Source organism: Sphingomonas sp. 1185 (genome assembly GCF_040544655.1).
GTDB lineage: Bacteria > Pseudomonadota > Alphaproteobacteria > Sphingomonadales > Sphingomonadaceae > Sphingomonas.
This window is the reverse complement of the sequence record NZ_JBEPKL010000025.1, coordinates 40389-62791: the sequence shown is the minus strand read 5'-3', so window position 1 is coordinate 62791 and position 22403 is coordinate 40389. Positions and strand designations below refer to the sequence as shown.

Sequence of the window (22403 nt, the reverse complement as noted above, 5' to 3'; positions counted from 1 at the left end):
CAAGCGCGCCTCCAAGACCCAAAACATGCTCGAGATCACCCTCGACATATTCCTCGCCAGAAAACGCCTGCAGAGTCCGGGGTGAACACTCCCCCGGCACGGGGAGGTGGCAGGGCGCAGCTCTGACGGAGGGTGGCTTCCACAAAGCGATGCGCTTGCGGCACGCCCCCTCCACCAGCTGGGCTGGTCCCCCTCCCCGTGCCGGGGAGGATTTACCGCCGCTTGCCGTTGTGGCGGATGTTCGCGGGCCTACCACGCCGTTTCAGCACGCGGCGCGGTTCGGGCTTGGCGCCCTTGCCGTCGGGGAGCTCGAAGCGCAGCGCCCCCGACACCGGGTTCGCCTCCGCCAGACGCAGCGGCAGGCGCTGGCCCAGCTTGTAGATTTCGCGGGTCTTCTCGCCGAGCAGTTGCTGCGAGCCTTCATCATAATGGAAGTAATCGCCGCCCAGGTCGCGGATCGGCATCAGTCCGTCGCCGCCCACGCCGTCGACGGTGGCGAAGAAGCCGAAATTGGTGACGCCGGTGATCCGCGTCTCGACCACCTGACCGACATGCTCGGCGAGATACGCCGCGACATAGCGGTCGATCGTCTCGCGCTCCGCCTCCATCGCGCGGCGTTCATATTGGCTGATCGAGGTGCCGAGCCGCTCCATCTCCTCGCCCTCGGGCAGCAACCCGCCATCGCCCAGCTTGTACGCGCCGACCAGCGCGCGGTGGACGACGAGGTCGGCATAGCGCCGGATCGGCGAGGTGAAATGCGCATAGGAGCCCAGCGACAGGCCGAAATGCCCCTGATTGACCGGCGCATAATAGGCTTGCGTCTGCGAGCGCAGGATCTGTTCCATCACCTGCGGTTTGAAGTCCGCGTCGCCGATCTTGTCGATGATCCGGTTGAAGGTCGCCGGGCGGATCACCTGGCCCATGGCAAAGGGGATGTCGAAGGTTTCCAGATACTCCTTCAGCGCGACCAGCTTGGTGCGGCTGGGCACCTCATGGACGCGGTACATCACGGGTGCCTTCTTCGCCTCCAGCGCCTTGGCGGCGGCGACATTGGCGGCGATCATGTAATCCTCGATCAGCCGATGCGCATCCAGCCGCGCGCGCGGCGCGACCGACAGGATGCGGCCCTTCTGGTCGAGCACCACCCGTCGTTCGGGCAGGTCGAGGTCGAGCGGCTCGCGATCGTCGCGTGCCTTGGCGAGCGCGGCCCAGCAATCCCAGAGCGGCCGCAGCGCCGTCTCGGTCAGCGGATGCGACAATTCGCCGTCGATGGCGGCCTGCGCATCCTCATAAGCGATGTTCGCCGCCAGCCGCACGACCGCGCGGGTGAAGCGGAAGCCCTTGAGCTTGCCGTCCTTCGTCACCTGCAAGTGACAGGCGAGCGCGGCGCGGTCCTCACCTTCCTTCAGCGAACAGACATCCGCCGACAGGATTTCGGGCAGCATCGGCACGACGCGGTCGGGGAAATAGACCGAATTGCCGCGCCGCCGCGCATCCTTGTCGATCGCCGAGCCGGGGCGGACATAGAAGCTGACATCCGCGATCGCGACGATGGCGCGCCAGCCCTCGGGGTTGGCGGGATCGTCGTCGGGCGCGGCCCAGACGGCATCGTCATGGTCGCGCGCATCGACCGGGTCGATCGCGACGATCGGCAGGTCGCGCAAGTCCTCGCGGTCGTCGCCCAGTGGCTGGCGCGCGACGCGTTCGGCCTCCTCCAGCGTTTCGGGCTGGAAGCGGTCGGGAATCTCGAACTTGTGGATCGCGATCAGCGAGAAGCTGCGCGGGGCGAAGGGATCGCCCAGCCGCTCGACCACCTTTGCGGTGATGCGCGGCGGGCGGCCCGCCTTCTCGGCCAGTACCAAGTCGCCCGCTTCCGCGCCGCCGGTGTCCGACACCATCATTTCGCGCCGGTCCTTCTTGTCGACGGAGGTCAACCAGAAGCGCCCCGCTTCCTCGCGCAACACGCCCAGCACCTGTTCGGAGGCGGGCGCGATCGTCTTCATGACATGCGCGATCCAGCCGCCGCCCGCTTCCTCGGTGCGCGCCAGCACCCGCTGGCCGATGCCGAGCTGCCCACGCTTGCGTTCGCGGATGCGCAGCCGGGGGATGGGCACGCCGTCCGCTTCCCAGCGTTCCGGCTGGCCCCAGACATTGCCGCCGTCATCGACATCGACGACACGCAGCACCGTCACCTTGGGCAAGCCGCCCATCTTGTGGAAGGCGCGGCCCGGCGCGCTGTCGATCAGCCCTTCGTCCGCCATGTCCTTGAGCAGCGCCTTCAGCCCGATCTTCTCCTGCGCGGACAGGCCAAAGGCGCGTGCGATCTCGCGCTTGCCCGCCGGCTGGTCCGACTGTTCGATGAAGGCGAGGATTTGCTCACGGGTCGGCAGACCCGGCTGGGGTTTTTTCATGGGATGGAGATAGGCGGTGGGGCGGGCGGCGTCACCCCCGGCATTCCATTCCCTCCCCTTGCAGGGGGAGGAATGTGTTTGGCTTGCGCGTCCAGCCTTGTCATGATCCAATGTAATACCAGTACGGCGTAGCGGGACGGGCAGATGATGATGACTTTATGGGCTTCGGCCGCGATCCTGGCGGTGGCTCCGGCGCAGGCCGATCTGGACCGGCTGGCCGCGACGATGGGCTATCGCTACACCATCCTGACCAACCGTCCGGCATCCTGCCCCACCGGCATTCCGCGCTGTTTCGAGGCGGATATCGCCATCGCCGTGCCCGGGGACGCGCCCAGCCTGCCGGTCGAGATCCGCTACAGCCTGGTCAACCCGGTGCTGAAGGTCGAGAGCGACCTGTTCGACAACCGGACGATCAACGGCGACCTGAACGTCCTGACCCTGAAACCCGGCCGGAGCCTGACGCCGGGGCAGGTCTATCATGTGAAGCTGACCGGGCTCGGCGCATTCTTCTCGCGCAATCACATGATGCCCAACGCGACGCTGGCCGCCGCCGGTCTCGCGCCGCGCGTGATCGCGGCGACCCGGACGGGCACCGATGCGGAGACGGGGCTGGAGACCTTGCCCTTCGTCGCGCCGATGACCGACGAGGCCGCGCTCGCCCGCAGCGCGCCCGACGACCAGACGCTGTGGCGGACGCCCGAGCGCGCCTTTGCGCTCTATGCCGAGCGGGGGGCGGCGACCCCGGTCGACGTGGCGATCCTGCCCAGGCCGATGACGGTCAGGCGGCCCGCCGGTGCGCCGGTCGATCTGTCCGGGGGGCTTCGCGTGACCACGGACGGCATCGCCCGCGCCGCCATCGCGCCCGCGCTGGCCGGATTGCCGGTGGGCCGCGTGCCGCTGACCATCCGCAAGACGGCGGGGCTGGCGGCGGAGGGCTATCGCCTGACCATCGGCCAGGGCGGCGTGACCATCGCGGCGGCGGATGCGGCGGGGGCGTCCTATGCCCTGCGGTCGCTGGCGCAGCAGATGGCGGCGGAGGGCCCGCGTCTGCGTCCGCTGATCGTCGAGGACGCGCCGCGCTACGGCTTTCGCGGGCTGCACATCGACCTGGCGCGCAACTTCCACAGCAAGGCCGAGATCCTCAAGCTGATCGAGCAGATGGCGGCGTACAAGCTCAACACGCTGCACCTGCATCTGGGCGATGACGAGGGCTGGCGCCTCCAGATCGCCGCGCTGCCCGAACTGACCGGGATCGGCGCCTATCGCTGCGAGGACCTCAGCGAGAAGACCTGTCTCTCGCCCCAGCTCGGTGCGGACCCGGCGCGCGATGCGCCGAGCAACGGCTATCTGACCCCCGCCGATTATACCGACATCCTGCGCGCCGCCGCCGCGCGCCAGATCGCGGTCATCCCCTCCTTCGACATGCCGGGCCATTCGCGCGCGGCGATCCGGTCGATGGAGGTCCGCTATCGGCGGCTGATGGCGAAAGGCGACCGCGCCGGCGCCGAACGCTTCCGCCTGGTCGAGCCGGGCGACACCACCCGCTATTCCAGCGTCCAGCATTATGACGACAACACGCTGAACGTCTGTATCGACAGCACCTATCGCTTCATCGACACGGTGATCGACGCCATCGCGGGCCTGCACAAGGCGGCGGGGGTGCCGCTGACCACCTATCATATCGGCGCGGACGAGACGGCGGGCGCCTGGACCCAGTCGCCCGCCTGCAAGGTGATGATGGCCAGGACCGGCCTGCAACCCAAGCAGCTGGGCGCCTATTTCATCGAGCGGATTTCGGCCGATCTCGCCAGGCGCGGCATCGCGGTCGCGGGGTGGAGCGACGGCCTGGGCCATACCGACCCCGCAAGGATGCCCGCCAAGGTCCAGACCAATATCTGGAGCAACCTGCACGCAGGCGGCGTCGCCGAGGCGCATGGACAGGCCAATCACGGGTGGAAGACCGTGCTGTCGATTCCCGATCTCGGCTATTTCGACATGCCCTATGCCGCCGATCCGGACGAGACGGGCTATGACTGGGCCTCGCGCGGGGTGGACAGTTTCCAGGTGTTCGGCTTCATGCCGGGCAATCTGGCCGCCAATGCCGCGCTGATCCCCAATATCCTCGCCCAGCCCAAGTCCATCGCCGACACCGTGCCGCTCCAGCCCAATCGCGAGATCGCGGGTATCCAGGCGCAATTGTGGAGCGAGACGGTCCGTCGCGACAGCCAGGTCGACTATATGCTGTTCCCGCGCCTGCTGGCGCTGGCCGAGCGGGCGTGGCGCAAGCCGGACTGGGAGCCCGCCTATGTCGCGGGGGCGGGCTATGAACCCGGCGATACGCGGGTGGACCGGGCGAAGCTGCTGGCGGGCTGGCGCGACTTTGCCGGGCGGATGGGCGTGCAGATGCGGATGCTCGACCGGGCGGGCGTGACCTACCGCCTCGCCCCGCCGGGCGCGCGGATCGCGGGCAGTCGGCTGGAGGCGAACACCGAGTTTCCCGGCACCCCGATCGAGTATCGCATGGGCGGCGCCACCGCGTGGCGGCGCTATGACGGGCCGGTGGCGGTGACGGGGGCGGTCGAGCTTCGCACCCGCACCCCCGATGGCCGCCGCGCCAGCCGGACGGTTACGGTCTCGCCGTAACCGCGATCAGGCCCATGGGTTACGGTCTCGCCGTGACCGCGATCAGGCCCATCGGTTACGGTCTCGCCGTAACCGCAATCAGACTCGGCGCGTCCGCGACGAACGTATCGAGCACACCGTCCGCGATCTTGACCGGCCCGCCGAAGCGGGTGGCGCCGGGGATGGTCTGCACCGCGGCGGCCTGGGCGGCGATCCGCTTGGCATCGGCGAAATAGCGCGTCGCGGCCGGATTGCCCCGGTCGGCGGCGTCGAGCCCGGCGGCGGTCTGTTGCAGCGCGCGGCCCCAGAGCTGCATCGCATCGAGCCAGGGGGCGGCCTGTTCGGCAAAGCCCGGATCGGCCACGCCCGCACGGATCGTGTCGGGCGCATCGGCCAGTGCATCGGCCTTGTGGCCCAGCGCCGCGATCGCCGCGCGCCGCTCGGCCTCGTCGCCATTGGCCAGCGCCTCGCGGACATGGTCGAGCAGCGCCTTCAGCTTCGGCGCCTGTTCCTGCCAGGGCTGGCTGCCGAAGGTCGGGGCCAGATGCTGGGTATCGAACAGTTCCAGCAGCGCGGCCGTCGCGCGCGCGTCATTGGCCGCCAGATCGTGCGCGGCATAATGCCAGGTGCGGTCCGCGTCATAGCCCTTGTCGTTCCAGCCAAAGGCCAGCACGCCCGTCACCGCGACCCGGCTGGGCGCTTCCTGGTTCATCGGGTTGGACAGGATGCCGGTCAGCTCGGACGACAGCCCCGCCTCGCGCTTGGCATAGGGGGCGAGCAGCAACCGCCCGGCCGAGCTGGCATAGTCGTTGACCGGATAATTGTCCCATAGCAGCGTCTTGCGCCCGAACGCCTTGGTTGCCGCCTTGGCATCGGGGATGGAGATGGCGGGCGGCACGACATCGGTGCCGGTCCATTGCACGACGATGCGCGGGTTCAGATGGGCACGCAATGCGGCCTTGTAGGGGCTTTCCTTGGCGTCGTAATATTCGGTCGGCACCATGATCAGCGGACGCGAGGCGGGGTCCTGGCGCAGCAGGTCGGCCTGTACCGCGTTGAGCAGCTTCGACTGGGCGATGCCCGCCGCCTCCGCGCCCGAGGGGCCGAACGCCGCCTTGTCGGCGTCGCAATTCCACTTCTGATATTCGATGTCGTCCAGCGCGACATAGAAGCTGTGCACGCCGATCCCGCGCAGCGCTGCGAATTTGCGCAGCAGCGCCTGTTCGTCCGCCGGGTTGGAGAAGCAGATGCTCGGCCCCGGCGAGATGGCATAGACGAAATCGACATGGTTCGCCCGCGCCCGCGCGACCAGCGTGCCGAGTTCACTCAGCGTGGCCGCCGGATAGGCCTCGCGCCACTTGTCGCGCGCGAAGGGGTCGTCCTTGGGGCTGTAGACATAGGTGTTGGCCTTCATCTCCCCCAGGAAGTCCAGATGCCTGGTGCGGTCGGTCATCGACCAGGGCTTGCCGTAAAAGCCCTCGATCGTGCCGCGGATCGGCATGGCGGGATGATCGCGGATGGTCAGCGCGGGGATGGTCGGCCGGGCGAGCAGCTGGCGCAGCGTCTGCACCGCATGGAACAGGCCGTCGGCATCATGCCCCGCCAGCGTGATCAGCCCCGCGCCCGTGCTGCGGGTTGCCAGCGTATAGCCTTCGGTCCGGTCGTCGGCGGCCGCGCCGCTGCGTGCCAGCGCCTCGCGGACGATCGCGGCGCTGTCGGGACCGATCACGATCGTCGGGCGGTCGGGGGTGGCGGGCAGGCGGCTGGCGGTCGCGACCTCGCTGATCCCCGCCCTGGCCAGAAGCGTGCGGACCAGCGCGGCGGTCGCGGGCTCGGTGCCGGGCGCGACGACCAGCGTGACCGGGCGGCCCAGCGCGATCGCCCCGTCGCCCAGCGTCATCGCGGTCGGCGCGGGGAAGATGGCGGGAAGGGTGGGGGTGGCGGCCTGTGCCGAGGCGGCCGTGAGGCTCGCGAATGCGACCGCCGCGATGACGCCGCCGTTCCACCTGTTTGCCCGCCGCGTCATCCTCATTCTCCGGTATTGAAATGGTATTGTCGGAGACTAGGGGAGAGGGGCGTGGGCCGCAAGCGGGTTTAGGCCATGGGGCAATGGTTTGAGTTTTCGGGATTTTGTCGGGGCGGCGGGGCGTGGCCTTCGACTGCGCTCAGGCTGAACAGTGGCGGGACGTGGGCTGAATCCTCACGCCCGTTCCGCCTGAGCGAAGTCGAAGGTCACGCCCCTCCAGAGGTAACTGGTACTAAACCGGCCCTATCAGTCGTGGAATTGCAGGCTGGCCAGCCGCGCATAGAGCCCACCATGCGCGATCAGTTCGGCATGATGGCCTTGCTCGACGATCCGGCCGCCGTCCATCACCACGATCCGCTCGGCCGCCCGGACCGTCGCCAGACGGTGCGCGATGACCAATGTGGTCCGGTCCGCCATCAACCGCTCCAGCGCCTGTTGCACCAGCTGCTCGCTCTCGGCGTCGAGCGCGCTGGTCGCTTCGTCCAGCAGCAGGATCGGCGCATCGCGGAGCAGCGCGCGGGCGATGGTGATCCGCTGGCGCTGCCCCCCGGACAGGCGCGCACCGCCTTCGCCCAGGAAGGTGTCGAGCCCCTGCGGCAGCGCGCGCAGGAAATCGGCGGCGTTGGCGGCCTCCGCCGCGGCCCAAAGCTCATCGTCGCCGGCATCCCACCGGCCATAGCGCAGATTGTCGCGCGCCGAGGCACCGAAGATCACCGTCTCCTGCGGCACCATCGCGATCCGCGCCCGGATCGCGGCCGGGTCGGCATCGCGCAGCGACACGCCGTCGAGCGAGATTTGGCCGCCCTGCGGGTCGTAGAAACGCTCGGCCAGCTGGAACAGCGTCGACTTGCCCGCGCCCGAAGGGCCGACCACCGCCACCGTCTCGCCCGGTCGGATGTCGAGCGAGAAGTCGTTGAGCGCGGCGACCTCGGGCCGGGTCGGATAATGGAACACGACATGCTCGAATCGCAACGCGCCCATCGGCACGACCGGCAGGACGGCGGGGGCGGGAGGCGGGGCGATTTCGGGCTGTTCGGCGAGCAGCTCGGCCAGGCGCTGCGCCGCGCCCGACGCGCGCAATATGTCGCCCCACACCTCGGTCAGCGCCTGGAACGAACCCGCGACCAGCATCCCCGTCACGACGAAGGCGGTCAGCGACCCGCCCGACAGCCGCCCGCTGGCGACATCGGCGACCGCTTCCCAGAGCAGCAGGGTCAGCCCGCCGAAGAACAGCCCGATCACCATCGCGGTCATCACCGCGCGCAGCAGGAAGCGCTTGCGCGAGGTGGCGAAGCCGTTGCTGACGGCATGTTCGAACCGCTCGGCCTCGCGCCGCTCCTGGCCGAACGCCTGCACGACCTTCATCGCACCCAGCGTCTCGACCGCGATCGCGCCGATATCGGCCAGCCGGTCCTGGCTGTCGCGCGAATAGCTGCGCACGCGTCTGCCCAGCAGCACGATGGGCAGCACGACGAGCGGGATGCAGACCAGCAGCGACAGGGTCAGCTTGGGCGACAGCGCGAACAGATAGATGGTGCCGCCGATCCCGATGACGACATTGCGCAGCGCGATCGAGATGGTCGATCCGACCACCTGTTCGATGATCGCGGTGTCGGCGGTCAGCCGGCTGGCGATCTCGGAGGGGCGATTCTCCTCGAAATAGCGGGGCGCCAGCCGCAGCAGATTGGCCTGCACCGCGACGCGGATGTCCGCGACCGTCCGCTCGCCGAGCCACGACACGAAATAGAAGCGGAACGCCGTCGCCAGCGCCAGCACCACGACGACCGCCAGCAGCCCCTGGAAATAGGGGGTGATATCCTCCCCCCTGGTCAGATTGCCGAAGCCGTGGTCGATCACCTTCTGGAAGGTGCGCGGGATGAACAATGTCGCGCTGGCCGCGACCAGCAGCGACAGCGCGGCGGCGGCGAGATGCGCGGGGTAGCGCAGCGTGAACCGCCAGACCATCTTCAGATTGCTGATGCGGCGGCTGGCCGGAACGGGGGCGGAGTCGCGGGGGGCGGCGGGTTTGGCCATGATCGCTGCGGCCTAGCAGCGCGGAGGCGGCGGCTCAACGCCGGGTGTCGACCCTCCGGCATCGTTTGGCCGCTTTGAAGCGTTCAGTCGGGTGTAATCGTGAACATGATCCTGTCATCGACCCGGCACCATGACCGATCGGCCATATTATGGTCATCTCGCGCAAACGGTTTCGTGCTAGACCGATGGCAATCAGGGCTCCCGCTGGGGAGCGCAGGGGAATCGACGATGTTGTACGACGCCTATGAAATGCAGCGTTCGATGCTGGCGGGTGCGAGTGCGCTGGCCAATTTCGGCGCGGGCCTGCTCCAGAACCCGGCCAATCCCTTCGCCTATCTGGGCGGCGGCGCGATCATGGGGTCGGCGCTGGAGGTCTTCGCCCATGCCGCCGCGCCGCGCGGCAAGCCCGCCTTCGGCCTGACCAAGACCGAGATCGACGGGCGCGAGGTCGCGGTCCATGAGGAGATCGTGCTGCGCAAGCCCTTCGGCCAGCTCAAGCGCTTCCGCCGCGAGGGCGTGGAGGGCAGCCCCAAGCTCCTGATCGTCGCGCCGATGTCGGGCCATTATGCGACGCTGCTGCGCGGCACCGTCCAGCGGATGCTGCCGACCTGCGAGGTGTACATCACCGACTGGCGCGACGCGAAGCTGGTGCCGCTGGCGGACGGGCGGTTCGATTTCGACGATTATGTCGACTATCTGATCGACTTCCTGACCGAGATCGGGCCGGGCGCCCATATGCTGGCGGTGTGCCAGCCTTCGGTGCCGTCCTATGTCGCGGCCTCGGTGATGAGCGCGGACAGGCATCCCTGCACGCCGCGCACGCTGACCCTGATGGGCGGCCCGGTCGACACGCGCGAGACGCCGACCGCGGTCAACCTGCTGGCGACCGAGCGCCCGCATGCCTGGTTCGAGCAGAATGCGATCGCCACCGTGCCGATGACCTATCCGGGGGCGGGGCGGCGGGTCTATCCGGGCTTCCTGCAACTGGCTGGGTTCATGTCGATGAATCTGGGCAACCACATGATCTCGCACTGGGAGATGTTCAAGCATCTGGTCCAGGGCGACGACGAGAGCGCCGAGGCGACCAAGCGCTTCTATGACGAATATCGCGCGGTGTGCGACATGACGTCGGAATTCTATCTCCAGACGGTTGAGCTGGTATTCCAGCGGCACGCGCTGCCCAAGGGCGAGATGCTGCACCATGGCAAGCGCGTCGATCCGGGCGCGATCACCGATATCGGCATCCTGGCGATCGAGGGCGAGCGCGACGATATTTCCGGCCTGGGCCAGACCCGCGCCGCACTGACGCTGGCGACGAACCTGCCGGACGAGAAGAAGCGCTATTATATGGCCGAGCAGGTCGGCCATTACGGTATCTTCAACGGCTCCAAATGGCGCAACCGCATCGCGCCGGTGGTCGAGGAATGGATCAAGGCCAACGGGTGACCCCCCGCTGCCTCTTCGGTTAAGCCTGAGTTTCCCCACCCTCCGTTCAGCCTGAGCGAAGTCGAAGGCCACGGGGTGGCCTCGGCCAGAAGCGTGTGGCGAGCCGTTTCCCTTGGCCTTCGACTTCGCTCAGGCTGAACGGGGGCAGGACACGAAAATGGAAAAACGCCCGGAAACCATGGCCTCCGGGCGTTTCGCATTCCCGTAACCGCGTATTTACGCGACCGAGCCGACCACCGCATGGCTGGACGACTCGTCCGAACGGATCGTGCCGCCGAACAGCATCTTCACCCGGCCCGACAGCGAGATATCGGTTTCCCACAGCTCGGCCGAGCTGATGTCGAAGCGCAGCAGGGTCAGATTGGGGTCCGACTTGCCCTGTGGGAACCAGGCCTCGACCTGATTATTCCACAGCTTGTCGATCTGCGCCCGGTCATCGTCCTTCGATACATGGCCGGCGAGGCAGGCGAAGAAGTCATGCCCCTTGCCCACGAACTGCGCCATCGCCTCGCCCCCGCCCGCGATGCGGTTGTCGCGGCCAGCGAAGAAGAACAGCGTGTTCGGCTGATCGTCATCGATCTGCGCGGTCATCGGTTCGGAATGCTGGCCGTCGTTCAGGCCGATCATGACGAACGGGCTGTCCTTCAGCTTGTCGAGAAACTTGGCGGCGATTTCCTGGGGGCTGTCGTCGGCCATCATGGCTCTCCTTTCATGGGTTTGTCGGGAGAACGATGCGGGGGCGGGGATGGTTGCGCGTCTTGTAGAGAGCCTCTCTACAAGACTTCCCCCTGACGCCGTTCAATAGGATGTGCCACAAAGCCTCTGACGGCACTTCCGCCGTCACTCACAGAAAGGACCACGGATGTCCGTTGCCGATCTGTGCCTGATCCTGGGCGTTATCATCGCCTTCGCGACCTTGGTCGTGAAGATCGTGGATGTTCGCAACAGGTAAGGTGCCCGGCGGGGCTCGGGTAGCAGCCTGAGCCCCAAAGGATTTGAGCCCCGGCCGTAGCAGCGACCGGGGCTCTACAGAAAGGCGGATGTCCTCGCCTGCGAATCATATAGTCCGAAATCGTTCAAAATTCAATTTTGGACACGGGGCGATCTCGGGCGAGATGGTCGTATCAAACGATACCCATCCCCCGCATTTCCCGCTAAGCGCTGGTCCATCACAGCATAGCCATGCGACCCGCCAGTGCTCTACCGCGCGCTGGGTCGCTCGACCGGACCTGAAGACCTATGACCTCTGCCGTTACCGCCGACGCCCGTAAGACCATGAAATCCTTGTACCGCGCGCCCGAGCCCGATGTCCTGAAGCCGCTGCTCGACCGCGCCGCCGCGACGCCGGAGATGCGCGAGCGGATCATGGGCCATGCCTCGGGCCTGCTCGCGGACCTGCGCGCCGCGCAGAATCGCGGTTGGGTGAACCAGTTCCTCCAGGAATATCGCCTCAACTCGTCCGAGGGCGTGGCGCTGCTGAGCCTCGCCGAGGCGTTCCTGCGCGTCCCCGATCCCGAGACCGCCGACCTGCTGATCGCCGACAAGCTGGGCGAGGCCGACTGGCGCGCGCATACCGGGCGGTCGGCGTCCAAGCTGGTGAACTCGGCCACCTGGGGCCTGGTCGTCGGCCGCGCATTGGTGGGCGAGGGTGAGGCGGGGCCGCTCAAGCGGTTGTTGTCGCGCGCGGGCGAGCCGTTCGTGCGTCAGGCGGTCGGCGCCGCGATGCGGATGATGGGCGAGATCTTCGTGATGGGCCGCACCATCGAAGAGGCGATGCGCCGCATGAAGAAGCCCGAGAATAAGGGCTTCACCGCCAGCTTCGACATGCTGGGCGAGGCGGCGCGGACGCATGAGGATGCCGAGCGTTATTTTCAGGCCTATGTGAAGGCGATCGACGCGGTCGGCTCCGACCCGGCGGCGGGGCATTCGGTGTCGGTCAAGCTGTCGGCGCTCCACCCGCGTTACGAGCTGCCGCGCGCCTATGAATGCGTGCCCGCGCTGACCGACATGCTGGCACAACTCGCGCGGCAGGCGGCGGACAAGGGCATCGCCCTGACCGTCGATGCCGAAGAGTCCGAGCGGCTGGAGATGAGCCTCGACATCATCGGCGGTGTCGCGGCGATGCCGGCGCTTAAGGGCTGGGACGGCTTCGGCATGGCGGTGCAGGCTTATGGCAAGCGCGCGCGCGCGGTCATCGCCTGGGCCAATGGCCTCGACCGGATCATGAACGTGCGGCTGGTCAAGGGCGCGTACTGGGACAGCGAGATCAAGCGCACCCAGGTCGAGGGCCTGGCCGACTATCCGCTGTTCACCCGCAAGGCGGCGACCGACGTGTCCTATCTGGCGGTCGCCAAGGACATGCTGGCGGCCGAGAATATCCGCCCCGCCTTTGCCAGCCACAATGCGCTAACCGTCGCGACCATCCTGGAATGGGCGGGCAACAGCCACGACTTCGAGTTCCAGCGGCTGCACGGCATGGGCGACGGCCTGTACGAGCGGCTGGTGCGCGAGCATGGCCATAAGTGCCGTATCTACGCGCCGGTCGGCGGGCATCGCGACCTGCTGGCCTATCTGGTCCGCCGTCTGCTGGAAAATGGTGCGAATTCGAGCTTCGTGCATCAGCTTGCCGATGCGCGGCTGACCGAGGCGGAGATCCTGGCCGATCCGGTCGCCAAGATCGCCGCCGTGGGTGGCGCGCGGCACCCGAGCATCCCGCTGCCCGTCGACCTGTTCGCGCCGGGCCATCGCAACTCGACTGGCATCGACCTGAGCGACATCGCGACGCTCGCCGCCACGGTGAAGGCGGTCAACGCGCCTGCCGTGACGCCGGTCGCCGCAACCGCCGATGTCGCCGCGTTGGTCGCGCGCGCGCATGCGGCTTTCCCGGCCTGGAACGCGACGCCGCTCGACACCCGCGCTTCCGTGCTGGAAAAGCTGGCCGACCTGCTGGAGCAGGACCGCGAGCGGTTGATGGCGATCCTGGTGCAGGAGGCGTTCAAAACCATCCCCGACGCGATCGGTGAGGTTCGCGAGGCCGCTGATTTCTGTCGTTACTATGCGCAGCAGGCGCGGGCGCGCCTCGGCTCGGTCGAACTGCCCGGGCCGACCGGCGAGCGCAACACGCTGCACCTCGAAGGGCGCGGCGTCTGGGCGACTGTCGCGCCGTGGAACTTCCCGCTGGCGATCTTCCTGGGCCAGACGGTCGCGGCGCTCGTCACCGGCAACACCGTCGTCGCCAAGCCCGCGCCGCAGACGCCCGCCATCGCGCAAGCCGCAGTCGAACTGGCGTACCGGGCGGGCGTGCCGCGCGACGCGCTGCTGCTGGCGGTTGGCGGGCCGGAGGTCGGCCAGGCGCTGACCGAGGATCACCGGATCGCGGGCGTGGCCTTCACCGGGTCGACCGCCACCGCCAAGCGGATCGCACGGACCCTGGTGGCCGATGACGATCGCCCGATCGTGCCGCTGATCGCCGAGACCGGCGGCATCAACGCGATGATCGTCGATTCGACCGCGCTGCCCGAACAGGTGGTGGCGGACGTCATCACCTCGTCCTTCCGCTCGGCGGGGCAGCGTTGCTCGGCGCTCCGGCTGCTGCTGGTGCAGGCGGATGTCGCGGACAATGTCATCGAGATGCTCAAAGGCGCGATGGAGACGCTGGTGCTCGGCCCCACGGGCCAGCCGGCGACCGATGTCGGCCCGGTGATCGACCGCGCCGCCTATGACAAGCTGATGGCCTATCGCGCGGCCATGACGGCGCGCACGATCAAGACGCTCGACGCGCCCGCCGACGGGCTGTTCGTGCCGCCGACGCTGATCCGGTTGGACCGGGTGGAAGACCTGACCCAGGAATGGTTCGGCCCGATCCTGCATGTCGCGACCTGGGAAGCGGGCACGCTGTCCGAGACGATCGCGAAGGTGAATGCCAAGGGCTATGGCCTGACCATGGGCCTGCACAGCCGCATCGCCCGCGCCAGCGAGGTCGCCGAGAGCGAGGCGGCGGTCGGCAACCTCTATATCAATCGCTCGATGATCGGCGCGGTGGTGGGCAGCCAGCCCTTTGGCGGCGAGGGTCTGTCGGGCACCGGGCCCAAGGCGGGCGGGCCGCATTACCTGTACCGCTTCTGCGCGGAGCGGGCGGTGTCGGTCGACACGACCTCGGCGGGCGGCAACGCCACGCTGTTGTCGCTGGACGAAGGCGGGATCTGATCCGATCTATTCCTCCCCTGCAAGGGGAGGGGGACCATGCGAAGCATGGTGGAGGGGTGTCCCCGCTGGCCGTGACACCCCTCCGTCAGTCCTTCGAACTGCCACCTCCCCTTAAAGGGGAGGATTAATTTGCCCGATGCACCTCGACCGGCTGGACCTGCGGATAGGGCATGACCAGCGTCCCGTCCGGCGCGGCGGTGTAGGTCGTCTGGGTGGGATAGGGGATGGAAATCCCCTCCGCCGCGAACCGCTTCATCAGCGTGACGAGCATCCGGTTGCGCAGGTCATGCGCGGTGGCCCAGTCGTCGCCGGGCACGTCGAACTGGAGCGCGAAGTCCAGGCTCGACGCGCCGAAATTCTCGAACCCGGCGCGGGCGACCTTGCCGCCTTCGCCCTCGACGATCTCGGTCAGCAGGGCGGGGATGCGTGCCAGCGTTTCGGGCGGGGTTTCATAGGCGACGCCGATCATGAACGACAGCCGGACATGGTCGCGCACGGTCGTGTTCTGGATTTCCTTGTCGAGCAGCTGGCGGTTGGAGATGATGCGCAACTCGCCCGTGAAGGCGCGGATGCGGGTGGATTTCAGGCCGATCGACTCGATCACGCCATTGGTGCTGTCATAGCTGATCTTGTCCCCGCGTCGGAACGGCCGGTCGAAGATGATCGCGAGCGCGGCGAACAGGTCGCCGAAGATGCCCTGCGCGGCCAGACCGATGGCGATACCGCCGACGCCCAGACCCGCGACCAGGCCGGTGACGTTGACCCCCAGATTGTCGAGCACCACGACCAGCGCGATGGCGAACAGCACCACCGTCACGAGGAGGCGGATCAGCCCCATCGCCGACAACAACGCCTCGCCCGAATAATGTTCGGAGCGGGTGCGATGTTCGATCGTGCCGAGGATCAGTTCGCGCGCCCAGATCGCGGCCTGGAACGCGCTGGCGATGGTGAAGAAGAAGCTGATCGTCTTGGCGACTTCGCCCGGCGCGCCCGCATAGCCCGCGACCAGTTGCGCGGCGAGCGTGACGATGAAGAACATGTTCGTCCGCGCGATCGCATGGCCCAGGATTATGCCCCAGCCCCCTGCGAAACCGGGGCGGCTGCACAGCTTGTCGCCCAGCCTGCGGACCCAGAGCAGCGCCAGTACGATAACGGCACCTATGCCGATCGCGATCAGCACCTTGAGCCAGTAATCCTGCACCCATTGATAGGTCGCGTTGACGATGCCCCTGACTTGGTCGGGAATGCGGGAGCCGTCGAAGATCGGCGCCTTGGGCGAGGATTTCGCCATGGGGACTCCTTGAATACGGGGGCGGTCAGGCCGCCTTGCTGGCCGGGGTTCCGGCCTCGAGAAATGCGATGAGCCCGCACTCGACGCGGGACAGCCCCGCACGCGCACGCGGCAGGCGCAGGGTCTTGCGAAACGCTGCTTGGCCCTCTTTGACGAGCGCGATCAGCGAGGGGTGGACATAGGATTTGCGCGCGATGGCGGGGGTGTTGCCCAGCTTTGCGACCACGGGCTCCAGCATCGCCTTCAGGCTGAGGTCCGCCTCGGCCAGCGCCAGCGCCTCGAACGCCGCGACGCTGGCGGCCCAGGTACGGAAATGCTTGGCGGTGAAGTCGCAGCCCGTGGCTTCGCGGATATAGCCATTCACGTCCGACGAGGTGACCGGATTGGCCTCGCCATCCTCGTCCACCCAGGCGAACAGATGCTGTTCGTCCAGATCCTGGCACCGCTTCACGAAGCTGGCGAGCGAGCGGTCGGTCAGGGTCATGTCGCGCATCTTGCCCGACTTTCCCCGGTAACGCAGGCGCAACGTCGTGCCCTTCACCTGCCCGTGACGCTTGCGCAGCGTCGTCGCGCCGAAACTCTTGTTGGTGGCGGCATAGGCTTCGTTGCCGACGCGGATATGGCCGTTGTCGAGCAGCCGGACGACGGCGGCGACCGCGCGATCCTTGCACAGGCCGCGCTTCTTCAGGTCGGCCTCCACCCGCTTGCGGAGCCGGGGCAGGGCATGGCCGAACGCGGCGCAGCGTTCATATTTCGCCGCTTCCTGCGCCTCGCGGAAATCGGCGTGATAGCGATATTGCTTGCGCCCCTTCTCGTCCCAGCCGACCGCCTGGATATGGCCGTTGGCGCGCGGGCAGAACCAGGCGTCCTGATAGGCGGGGGGCAGGCCGATGCGGTTCAGCCGGTCGATTTCGTCGCGATCGGTGATCCGCTCGCCCTTCGGGCTCCAATAGGCCCATTGGCCGCGGACCTTGGTCCGGGTGATGCCGGGCTTGCTGTCGTCGCAAAAGACTAATCGGGTGGCCATCGCTCTCTCTCGGGTCGTCCTTGCAAATGCGTCGCTGGTCGCTTCGTTCCGGAACGGCCGATGCGGTCGCGGGTTCTGACTGGGCCGATCCCCCCAGGCATTCCCGACAGGAGTTTTCATCATGGCCGATCTTTCCCAGGCACGCGTCCTGATGCTCGCCGCCGACGGATTCGAGACCGTCGAGCTGTTCAAGCCCCGCCAGGCGCTGGAAGACGCCGGTGCGAAGGTGACGCTCGCCTCGCTCAAGTCCGACCCGATCCAGGGCATGGAAGGCGACATCAACAAGGCGGAGACCGCGACCCCCGACCTGACCGTCGACGAGGTCGATACCGACGATTACGATGCGCTCGTCATCCCCGGCGGCACCTGCAACCCCGACAAGCTGCGCCTGAACGAGCGCGCGGTCGAGATCGTCACCGAATTCATGGAGGACGACAAGATCGTCGCCGCCATCTGCCACGGCCCCTGGCTGCTGGCCGAGGCGGACGTGATCGATGGACGTCGCCTGACCAGCTATCCCTCGATCCGCACCGACCTGTCCAATGCGGGCGCCGATGTGGTGGACGAGGAGGTCGTGGTCGACGGCAACCTGATCACCAGCCGCAAGCCGGATGACATCCCCGCCTTCAACCAGGCGATCCTGACCGCGCTGGAGGACGAACTGGCCGACGAGGAAGAGACCGAAGAGGCGTAAACTCAATCCTCCCCATCTGCGATGGGGAGGGGGACCGCGCCCGCAGGGCGTGGTGGAGGGGCATGGCTGGTTCGTCGCCCCTCCACCACCGCTTCGCGGTGGTCCCCCTCCCCGAGCAAGCTTGGGGAGGATAGGCATCATCCCTTCGCGGGACGATCCCGGGCGTCGCATCCTCTGCCCATGCATGGCAGGATGCGGCGCCCGTTCGCTTTTTCAGGATGTCCTCCCATGCGCCTGGTTCCGCTCCTATTCCTCGGCATGACGTCGGCCGCCGCCCTCGCGCAGGGCAGTGCTGCGCCCTTCACGGTCGGCGGGCGTGGCTTCGGCACATTGCAGGAGGCGGTGACGGCAATCGGCGATGGCGACGGGACCATCCGCATCGCGCCGGGCACGTACCGCGAATGCGCGGTGCAGACGGCGGGGCGGGTCGCCTATGTCGCCGCCGAGCCGGGCAAGACGATCTTCACCCGCATCGCCTGCGAGGGGAAGGCGGCGCTGGTCCTGCGCGGGCGCGGCGCACAGGTGCAGGGCATCGTGTTCAGCCATATCGAGGTCGGCGACGGCAATGGCGCGGGCATCCGCATCGAGAAGGGGCCGCTGTCGGTCAGCAACGCGATGTTCCTCGACAGCCAGTCGGGCATCCTCTCCGCCGACGATCCCAACGGCACGGTCAGCGTCGATCATTCGACCTTTTCGGGGCTGGGCCACGACCCGACCGGCACCGGCGCGCATGGCATCTATATGGGCCGCTACCGATCGCTGCGCGTCACCGCCTGCCGGTTCGAGCGCGGGCAGGGCGGCCATTATGTCAAGACGCGCGCGCCTTATGTCGAGGTGCTGGACAGCAGCTTCGACGACAGCCACGGCCATATGACCAATTACATGATCGACCTGTCCAACGGGGCGAAGGGGCGGATCGCGGGCAACGAGTTCGTCTTCGGCCGCGACAAGGACAATCACTCGACGCTGATCACCGTCGCGCCGGAGGGGGCGAAGAACGACTCGTCGGGGCTGGTGGTCGAGAATAACCGCGCGCGGCTGGCACCCGGTGCGGGCTTCAATCCGGTGTTCGTCGGCAACTGGGCGGGCGAGCCTTTGGTGATCCGCGGCAACATCCTGGGCCCCGGCATCACGTCGACGGCGCGAAAGTGGTAGGGCGGAACAGCGGCTTCTGCCGCGCCTCGCGCGTCTTGCGGGTCAGATAGGTGTCGAGCCCGATCTGCGCGGCCATCAGCTGATAGAGGAAGGGGTTGAACGCGATCCCGACGAACGCCCCGCCCAGCAGATAGATGAGATGCCCGTGCTGGAGCGCACCCGCCAGCTGCCCGCCCCAGTGCAGCGGATCGCTGGCGGCCCGGTAACGGCGGCGTAGCGCCTCCATCCGCAGGATTCCCGCCAGGTTGATCCCCAGCCACAGGAACAGCCCCGGCCAGCCCTGTTCGCCCAGCATCTCGAAATAGCTGGAGTGATAGGCACGGGCGCGGTCGGTGGTGACGCGCTTCTCCACCTTCGAGTCGTGCGCCGAGCCCTCGACCGAGGTCAGGTCGAACCGCACCGAATTCTGCAGATAGGCCTCGAACCCGCCCCCGAACGGGTTGGAGGTCGCATAGTCGAGCGTCCATTTCCACACCGCCAGCCGGGTCGAGGCGGACTCGTCCCCCTGATAGGTGCGGATGGTGTTCATCCGCTGTGTATAGGAGGAGGGCAGCAGCGGCACGACCGCCACCCCGGCGACCGCCAGCGCGCCGATATAGAGCAGCCGCCGCTTGACGTCGCGCAGCATCAGGATCGCCAGCAGCCCGATGCACAACAGCCCGGTCCGCGCCGAGGTGCCGACCGGGATCAGCAGACAGGCGAAGATCAGTCCCAGCCCGAACACCCGCACCCGCCAGTCGGGTGGGAAGATCGTGCCGTGCCGCATCAGCCACAATATGGTCGGAATGACCGAGATGGCGACCGCCGAGATGATGCTGCCCTCGTACAGCCCGGTATTGTTGTTCACCATCAGGTTGAGTTCGCCGTAACCGCCGCCGCTGACCAGCGTCTTGACCCCGCCGACGATGACGATCGACGCCAGCGACAGGACCATGAACAGCAGCAGCGCCTCGATCCGCAGCCGGGTGCGCAGGGTCAGCGGCAGGAAGACGGCAAAGGCCAGCGCCTTCCACACCCATCCCCATTTGTCCGCCGCCTCGATCGGGAAATCGGCCCCGAAATAGGTGGTGATCCCGCAATAGATCAGCAGCATCAGGATGCCCGCCTGCCGCGCGGTGAACCGGCTGTCGCGCTTGTCGTCGACCAGCGCCCAGGCCCCGACCGCCGCGACCACCGCGATCAGCGAGATCGGCACCGTGTTCAGCAGATAATAGGTCAGCCGCTGGGGCGAGACGATATCGATATAGATATAGGTCAGCACCAGCAGGAACGGGCGGCGCAGGCCCATGCCGAACAGGCTGACCAAAAAGCCGATCAGGAACAGGTCACGCATCGCCGCGTGGCCGTTCGCCGGGGCGTTTGATTCGCGACGGACGCTCGACCTCGCCCTCCTGGTCCAGATCGCGGCGGGTCAACAGGCGCCACGCCGCCAGCAGCATCAGGCCATGGGTCAGCAGCAGGGCGAAACTGTCGATCATCGCCCCTCCTTCCCATTCCAAAACGGCGCGGTCGGCCACGCTTATAAACCCACGGTTGACGCGGCGTTAAGGGGTGGCATGACAGGCATAACGCCATGCGTATCCTGCATATCCTCGACCACGGTCTGCCGCTGCAAAGCGGATACACGTTCCGGACGCGCGCGATCCTGAAGGCACAGGTCGCCCAGGGGCATGAGGTGGCGGCGGTGACCGGGCCGCGTCAGGGCAAGGGCGAAGGCGGGGTCGAGATGCTCGAAGGGCTGACCTTCTACCGCACCCCCAGCGCGACCGGCACGCCCGACGGGCTGGTCGGCGAGGCGAGGGGGATGGCCGCGCATGTCCGGGCGATCGGCGCGGCGGTCGACGCGTTCCGGCCCGATATCCTCCATGCCCATTCGCCCGTGCTCGATGCGCTGGCCGCCTGGGTCGTGGCCCGGCGGCGCAAATTGCCGCTGGTCTATGAGATCCGCGCCTTCTGGGAGGATGCGGCGGTCGGCAACGGCACGGGTGTCGAGGGCAGCCGCCGCTACCGCGCGACCCGCGCGCTGGAAGGCTGGGCCTGTGCGCGCGCCGATGCGGTCGCGGTCATCTGCGAAGGGCTGCGCGGCGACCTGATCGCGCGGGGAATCGCGGCGGACAAGATCATCGTCTCGCCCAATGGCGTCGACCTGACCCTGTTCGGCCGCCCGCCCGCCCGCGACGACGCATTGGCGCGCGAGCTGGGGCTGGACGATGCGGAGGTCATCGGCTTCATCGGCAGCTTCTATGATTATGAGGGGCTGGACGACCTGATCGCCGCCATGCCCCGTCTGGTCGCGGCACGGCCCCGCGCGCGGCTGCTGCTGGTCGGCGGTGGCCCGATGGAGGCGGCCTTGCGCGCACAGGCGCAGGCCTCGCCTGTGGCGTCGGCGATCCGCTTCATCGGGCGCGTGCCGCATCAGGCGGTCGAGCGCTATTACGGGCTGGTCGATATCCTCGCCTATCCGCGCAAGAAGATGCGGCTGACCGATCTTGTCACGCCGCTGAAACCGCTGGAGGCCATGGCGCAGCGGCGGCTGGTCGCGGCGTCCGATGTCGGCGGGCATCGCGAGCTGATCCGCGACGGCGAGACGGGAACGCTGTTCCCGCCCGACGATCCGGTCGCGCTGGCCGATGCGCTGGCGGACCTGCTGTCGAATCGCGGGATATGGGAGGCGCGGCGCGATGCGGGGCGATATTTTGTTGAAACCGAACGCGATTGGGCCTCGAATATCCGCCGTTACGAACCTGTTTACCGAAACCTGCTAGGCAAGGCGCCGATCGGATCATGACCTTCACCGCGACGCCTTCCCCCTATCGCTTCATGCCCGCGCTGGTCGGCGGGGCGTTTGGCGTGCTGCTCGCCTTCATCCTGCTCGTCGCGCCGGTCTGGCGCCTGGAAATGCTGGTCGCGCAGCTGGGGCTGGCCGACATCTTCTCCGCCGCGCAACCGCCCTTGGGCGTCAAGGCGCGGCTGTTGCTGGCGTTCGGGATCGGTGCGGGCGGCGGGGCCGTCCTGTGGGCCGCGACCTATCTTCTCTGGGGTCCGGGCGGGCTGCTGGCCCGGCGCGCCAAGGCCGAGGATGCCGAGGACGAGGATTATGTCCCCAGCGTCCGCCGCTCCGACCGCCACCCCGATGCGCCGCCGCGTCGCCCGCTGCTCGCCGCCGAACTGGGCGCACCGCCGCCCCCGCCGGAGGACGAGGACATGCCCGACATGGAGCGGACGCTTCCCGCCGATCTCGACATGCCGCTGGCCGCGTTCGATCCGGACGCGATCCGCGCCGTCCCGCGCGAACCGGAACCTATGCCGATCCCCCCGATGCGCGAGCCCATTGCCGAGGAACGCGGCGGCGCGCTGCCGCTTCGCGGGGACGAGTCGATCGAGGCGATGCTGGAACGGCTGGAGCGCGAAACCGCGCTGCGCAAGGCGCACCGGCAGGGATAAGTCGCTCCAGGCCGAGTCGAAATAAAGAGTATTTGGTTCGCGCAGAG

General features: G+C 67.7%; 15 protein-coding genes. 7 read left to right on the top strand and 8 right to left on the bottom strand.

Annotated features, from left to right (window positions below):
* Positions 1–212: 212 nt before the first annotated feature.
* The gene (rnr, locus tag ABIC44_RS15180; protein ID WP_354296397.1) at positions 213–2411 is read right to left on the bottom strand and encodes a ribonuclease R; all 2199 of its coding nucleotides are present in this window, start codon (positions 2409–2411) and stop codon (positions 213–215) included.
* Between the two features lie 144 nt (positions 2412–2555).
* Between rnr and ABIC44_RS15175 the strand changes: the two genes are divergently transcribed.
* Positions 2556–5054: a family 20 glycosylhydrolase gene (locus tag ABIC44_RS15175; RefSeq protein ID WP_354296396.1), complete on the top strand. Its 2499-nt coding sequence runs from the start codon at positions 2556–2558 to the stop codon at positions 5052–5054.
* Between the two features lie 55 nt (positions 5055–5109).
* Here the strand turns inward: ABIC44_RS15175 and ABIC44_RS15170 are convergent, their stop codons facing one another.
* The gene (locus tag ABIC44_RS15170; protein WP_354296394.1) at positions 5110–7059 is read right to left on the bottom strand and encodes a glycoside hydrolase family 84 protein; all 1950 of its coding nucleotides are present in this window, start codon (positions 7057–7059) and stop codon (positions 5110–5112) included.
* Between the two features lie 246 nt (positions 7060–7305).
* The gene (locus tag ABIC44_RS15165) at positions 7306–9093 is read right to left on the bottom strand and encodes an ABC transporter transmembrane domain-containing protein (protein WP_354296392.1); all 1788 of its coding nucleotides are present in this window, start codon (positions 9091–9093) and stop codon (positions 7306–7308) included.
* A gap of 228 nt (positions 9094–9321) precedes the next feature.
* Between ABIC44_RS15165 and ABIC44_RS15160 the strand changes: the two genes are divergently transcribed.
* Positions 9322–10539, top strand: coding sequence for a polyhydroxyalkanoate depolymerase (locus tag ABIC44_RS15160; protein ID WP_354296390.1), 1218 nt, complete (start codon positions 9322–9324; stop codon positions 10537–10539).
* Between the two features lie 216 nt (positions 10540–10755).
* Here ABIC44_RS15160 and ABIC44_RS15155 read toward each other — a convergent pair whose 3' ends face one another.
* Positions 10756–11235 carry a pyridoxamine 5'-phosphate oxidase family protein gene (locus ABIC44_RS15155; protein ID WP_309704032.1) on the bottom strand — a complete coding sequence of 160 codons (480 nt, stop codon included), beginning with the start codon at positions 11233–11235 and terminating at the stop codon, positions 10756–10758.
* Positions 11236–11814: 579 nt separating this feature from the next.
* Here ABIC44_RS15155 and ABIC44_RS15150 point away from each other — a divergent pair.
* On the top strand, positions 11815–14745 hold the full coding sequence (locus ABIC44_RS15150; protein ID WP_354296388.1) for an L-glutamate gamma-semialdehyde dehydrogenase: 2931 nt from the start codon (positions 11815–11817) through the stop codon (positions 14743–14745).
* A gap of 124 nt (positions 14746–14869) precedes the next feature.
* On the opposite strand, the gene ABIC44_RS15145 is transcribed toward ABIC44_RS15150, so the two are convergent.
* Complete coding sequence (locus ABIC44_RS15145) at positions 14870–16036, bottom strand: mechanosensitive ion channel family protein (protein ID WP_354296387.1); 1167 nt, start codon at positions 16034–16036, stop codon at positions 14870–14872.
* Positions 16037–16061: 25 nt separating this feature from the next.
* Positions 16062–17063 (bottom strand): DNA topoisomerase IB, encoded by a 1002-nt coding sequence (locus ABIC44_RS15140; RefSeq protein WP_354296385.1) that lies wholly within the window; start codon positions 17061–17063, stop codon positions 16062–16064.
* A gap of 121 nt (positions 17064–17184) precedes the next feature.
* Here ABIC44_RS15140 and ABIC44_RS15135 point away from each other — a divergent pair, with 121 nt between their 5' ends.
* Together ABIC44_RS15135 and ABIC44_RS15130 are read left to right on the top strand one after the other, a co-directional pair.
* Positions 17185–17757, top strand: a complete 573-nt coding sequence (locus ABIC44_RS15135) for a type 1 glutamine amidotransferase domain-containing protein (RefSeq protein WP_309693136.1) — start codon at positions 17185–17187, stop codon at positions 17755–17757.
* A 228-nt stretch (positions 17758–17985) separates the two neighbouring features.
* Positions 17986–18912, top strand: coding sequence for a right-handed parallel beta-helix repeat-containing protein (locus ABIC44_RS15130; protein ID WP_354296382.1), 927 nt, complete (start codon positions 17986–17988; stop codon positions 18910–18912).
* On the opposite strand, the gene ABIC44_RS15125 is transcribed toward ABIC44_RS15130, so the two are convergent.
* Complete coding sequence (locus tag ABIC44_RS15125) at positions 18887–20245, bottom strand: putative O-glycosylation ligase, exosortase A system-associated (RefSeq protein ID WP_354296380.1); 1359 nt, start codon at positions 20243–20245, stop codon at positions 18887–18889. The two genes, ABIC44_RS15130 and ABIC44_RS15125, sit on opposite strands and share 26 nt — an antisense overlap.
* On the bottom strand, positions 20238–20390 hold the full coding sequence (locus ABIC44_RS15120) for a hypothetical protein (protein WP_307103216.1): 153 nt from the start codon (positions 20388–20390) through the stop codon (positions 20238–20240). The genes ABIC44_RS15125 and ABIC44_RS15120 overlap by 8 nt, the downstream gene beginning before the upstream one ends.
* Positions 20391–20485: 95 nt before the next feature.
* Here ABIC44_RS15120 and ABIC44_RS15115 point away from each other — a divergent pair, with 95 nt between their 5' ends.
* A complete protein-coding gene (locus ABIC44_RS15115; RefSeq protein WP_354296378.1) occupies positions 20486–21700 on the top strand; it encodes a TIGR04063 family PEP-CTERM/XrtA system glycosyltransferase in 1215 nt (404 codons plus the stop codon).
* Entirely contained in the window at positions 21697–22356 is a 660-nt protein-coding gene (locus ABIC44_RS15110; RefSeq protein WP_354296377.1) for a hypothetical protein, read from the top strand. The genes ABIC44_RS15115 and ABIC44_RS15110 overlap by 4 nt, the downstream gene beginning before the upstream one ends.
* Positions 22357–22403: the final 47 nt, after the last annotated feature.

Bases quoted from the DNA above. Each gene is read 5' to 3' on its own strand.
- rnr (WP_354296397.1), bottom strand. From the start codon at position 2,411: ATGAAAAAACCCCAGCCGGGTCTGCCGACCCGTGAGCAAATCCTCGCC.
- ABIC44_RS15175 (WP_354296396.1), top strand. From the start codon at position 2,556: ATGATGATGACTTTATGGGCTTCGGCCGCGATCCTGGCGGTGGCTCCG.
- ABIC44_RS15170 (WP_354296394.1), bottom strand. From the start codon at position 7,059: ATGACGCGGCGGGCAAACAGGTGGAACGGCGGCGTCATCGCGGCGGTC.
- ABIC44_RS15165 (WP_354296392.1), bottom strand. From the start codon at position 9,093: ATGGCCAAACCCGCCGCCCCCCGCGACTCCGCCCCCGTTCCGGCCAGC.
- ABIC44_RS15160 (WP_354296390.1), top strand. From the start codon at position 9,322: ATGTTGTACGACGCCTATGAAATGCAGCGTTCGATGCTGGCGGGTGCG.
- ABIC44_RS15155 (WP_309704032.1), bottom strand. From the start codon at position 11,235: ATGGCCGACGACAGCCCCCAGGAAATCGCCGCCAAGTTTCTCGACAAG.
- ABIC44_RS15150 (WP_354296388.1), top strand. From the start codon at position 11,815: ATGAAATCCTTGTACCGCGCGCCCGAGCCCGATGTCCTGAAGCCGCTG.
- ABIC44_RS15145 (WP_354296387.1), bottom strand. From the start codon at position 16,036: ATGGCGAAATCCTCGCCCAAGGCGCCGATCTTCGACGGCTCCCGCATT.
- ABIC44_RS15140 (WP_354296385.1), bottom strand. From the start codon at position 17,063: ATGGCCACCCGATTAGTCTTTTGCGACGACAGCAAGCCCGGCATCACC.
- ABIC44_RS15135 (WP_309693136.1), top strand. From the start codon at position 17,185: ATGGCCGATCTTTCCCAGGCACGCGTCCTGATGCTCGCCGCCGACGGA.
- ABIC44_RS15130 (WP_354296382.1), top strand. From the start codon at position 17,986: ATGCGCCTGGTTCCGCTCCTATTCCTCGGCATGACGTCGGCCGCCGCC.
- ABIC44_RS15125 (WP_354296380.1), bottom strand. From the start codon at position 20,245: ATGCGTGACCTGTTCCTGATCGGCTTTTTGGTCAGCCTGTTCGGCATG.
- ABIC44_RS15120 (WP_307103216.1), bottom strand. From the start codon at position 20,390: ATGATCGACAGTTTCGCCCTGCTGCTGACCCATGGCCTGATGCTGCTG.
- ABIC44_RS15115 (WP_354296378.1), top strand. From the start codon at position 20,486: ATGCGTATCCTGCATATCCTCGACCACGGTCTGCCGCTGCAAAGCGGA.
- ABIC44_RS15110 (WP_354296377.1), top strand. From the start codon at position 21,697: ATGACCTTCACCGCGACGCCTTCCCCCTATCGCTTCATGCCCGCGCTG.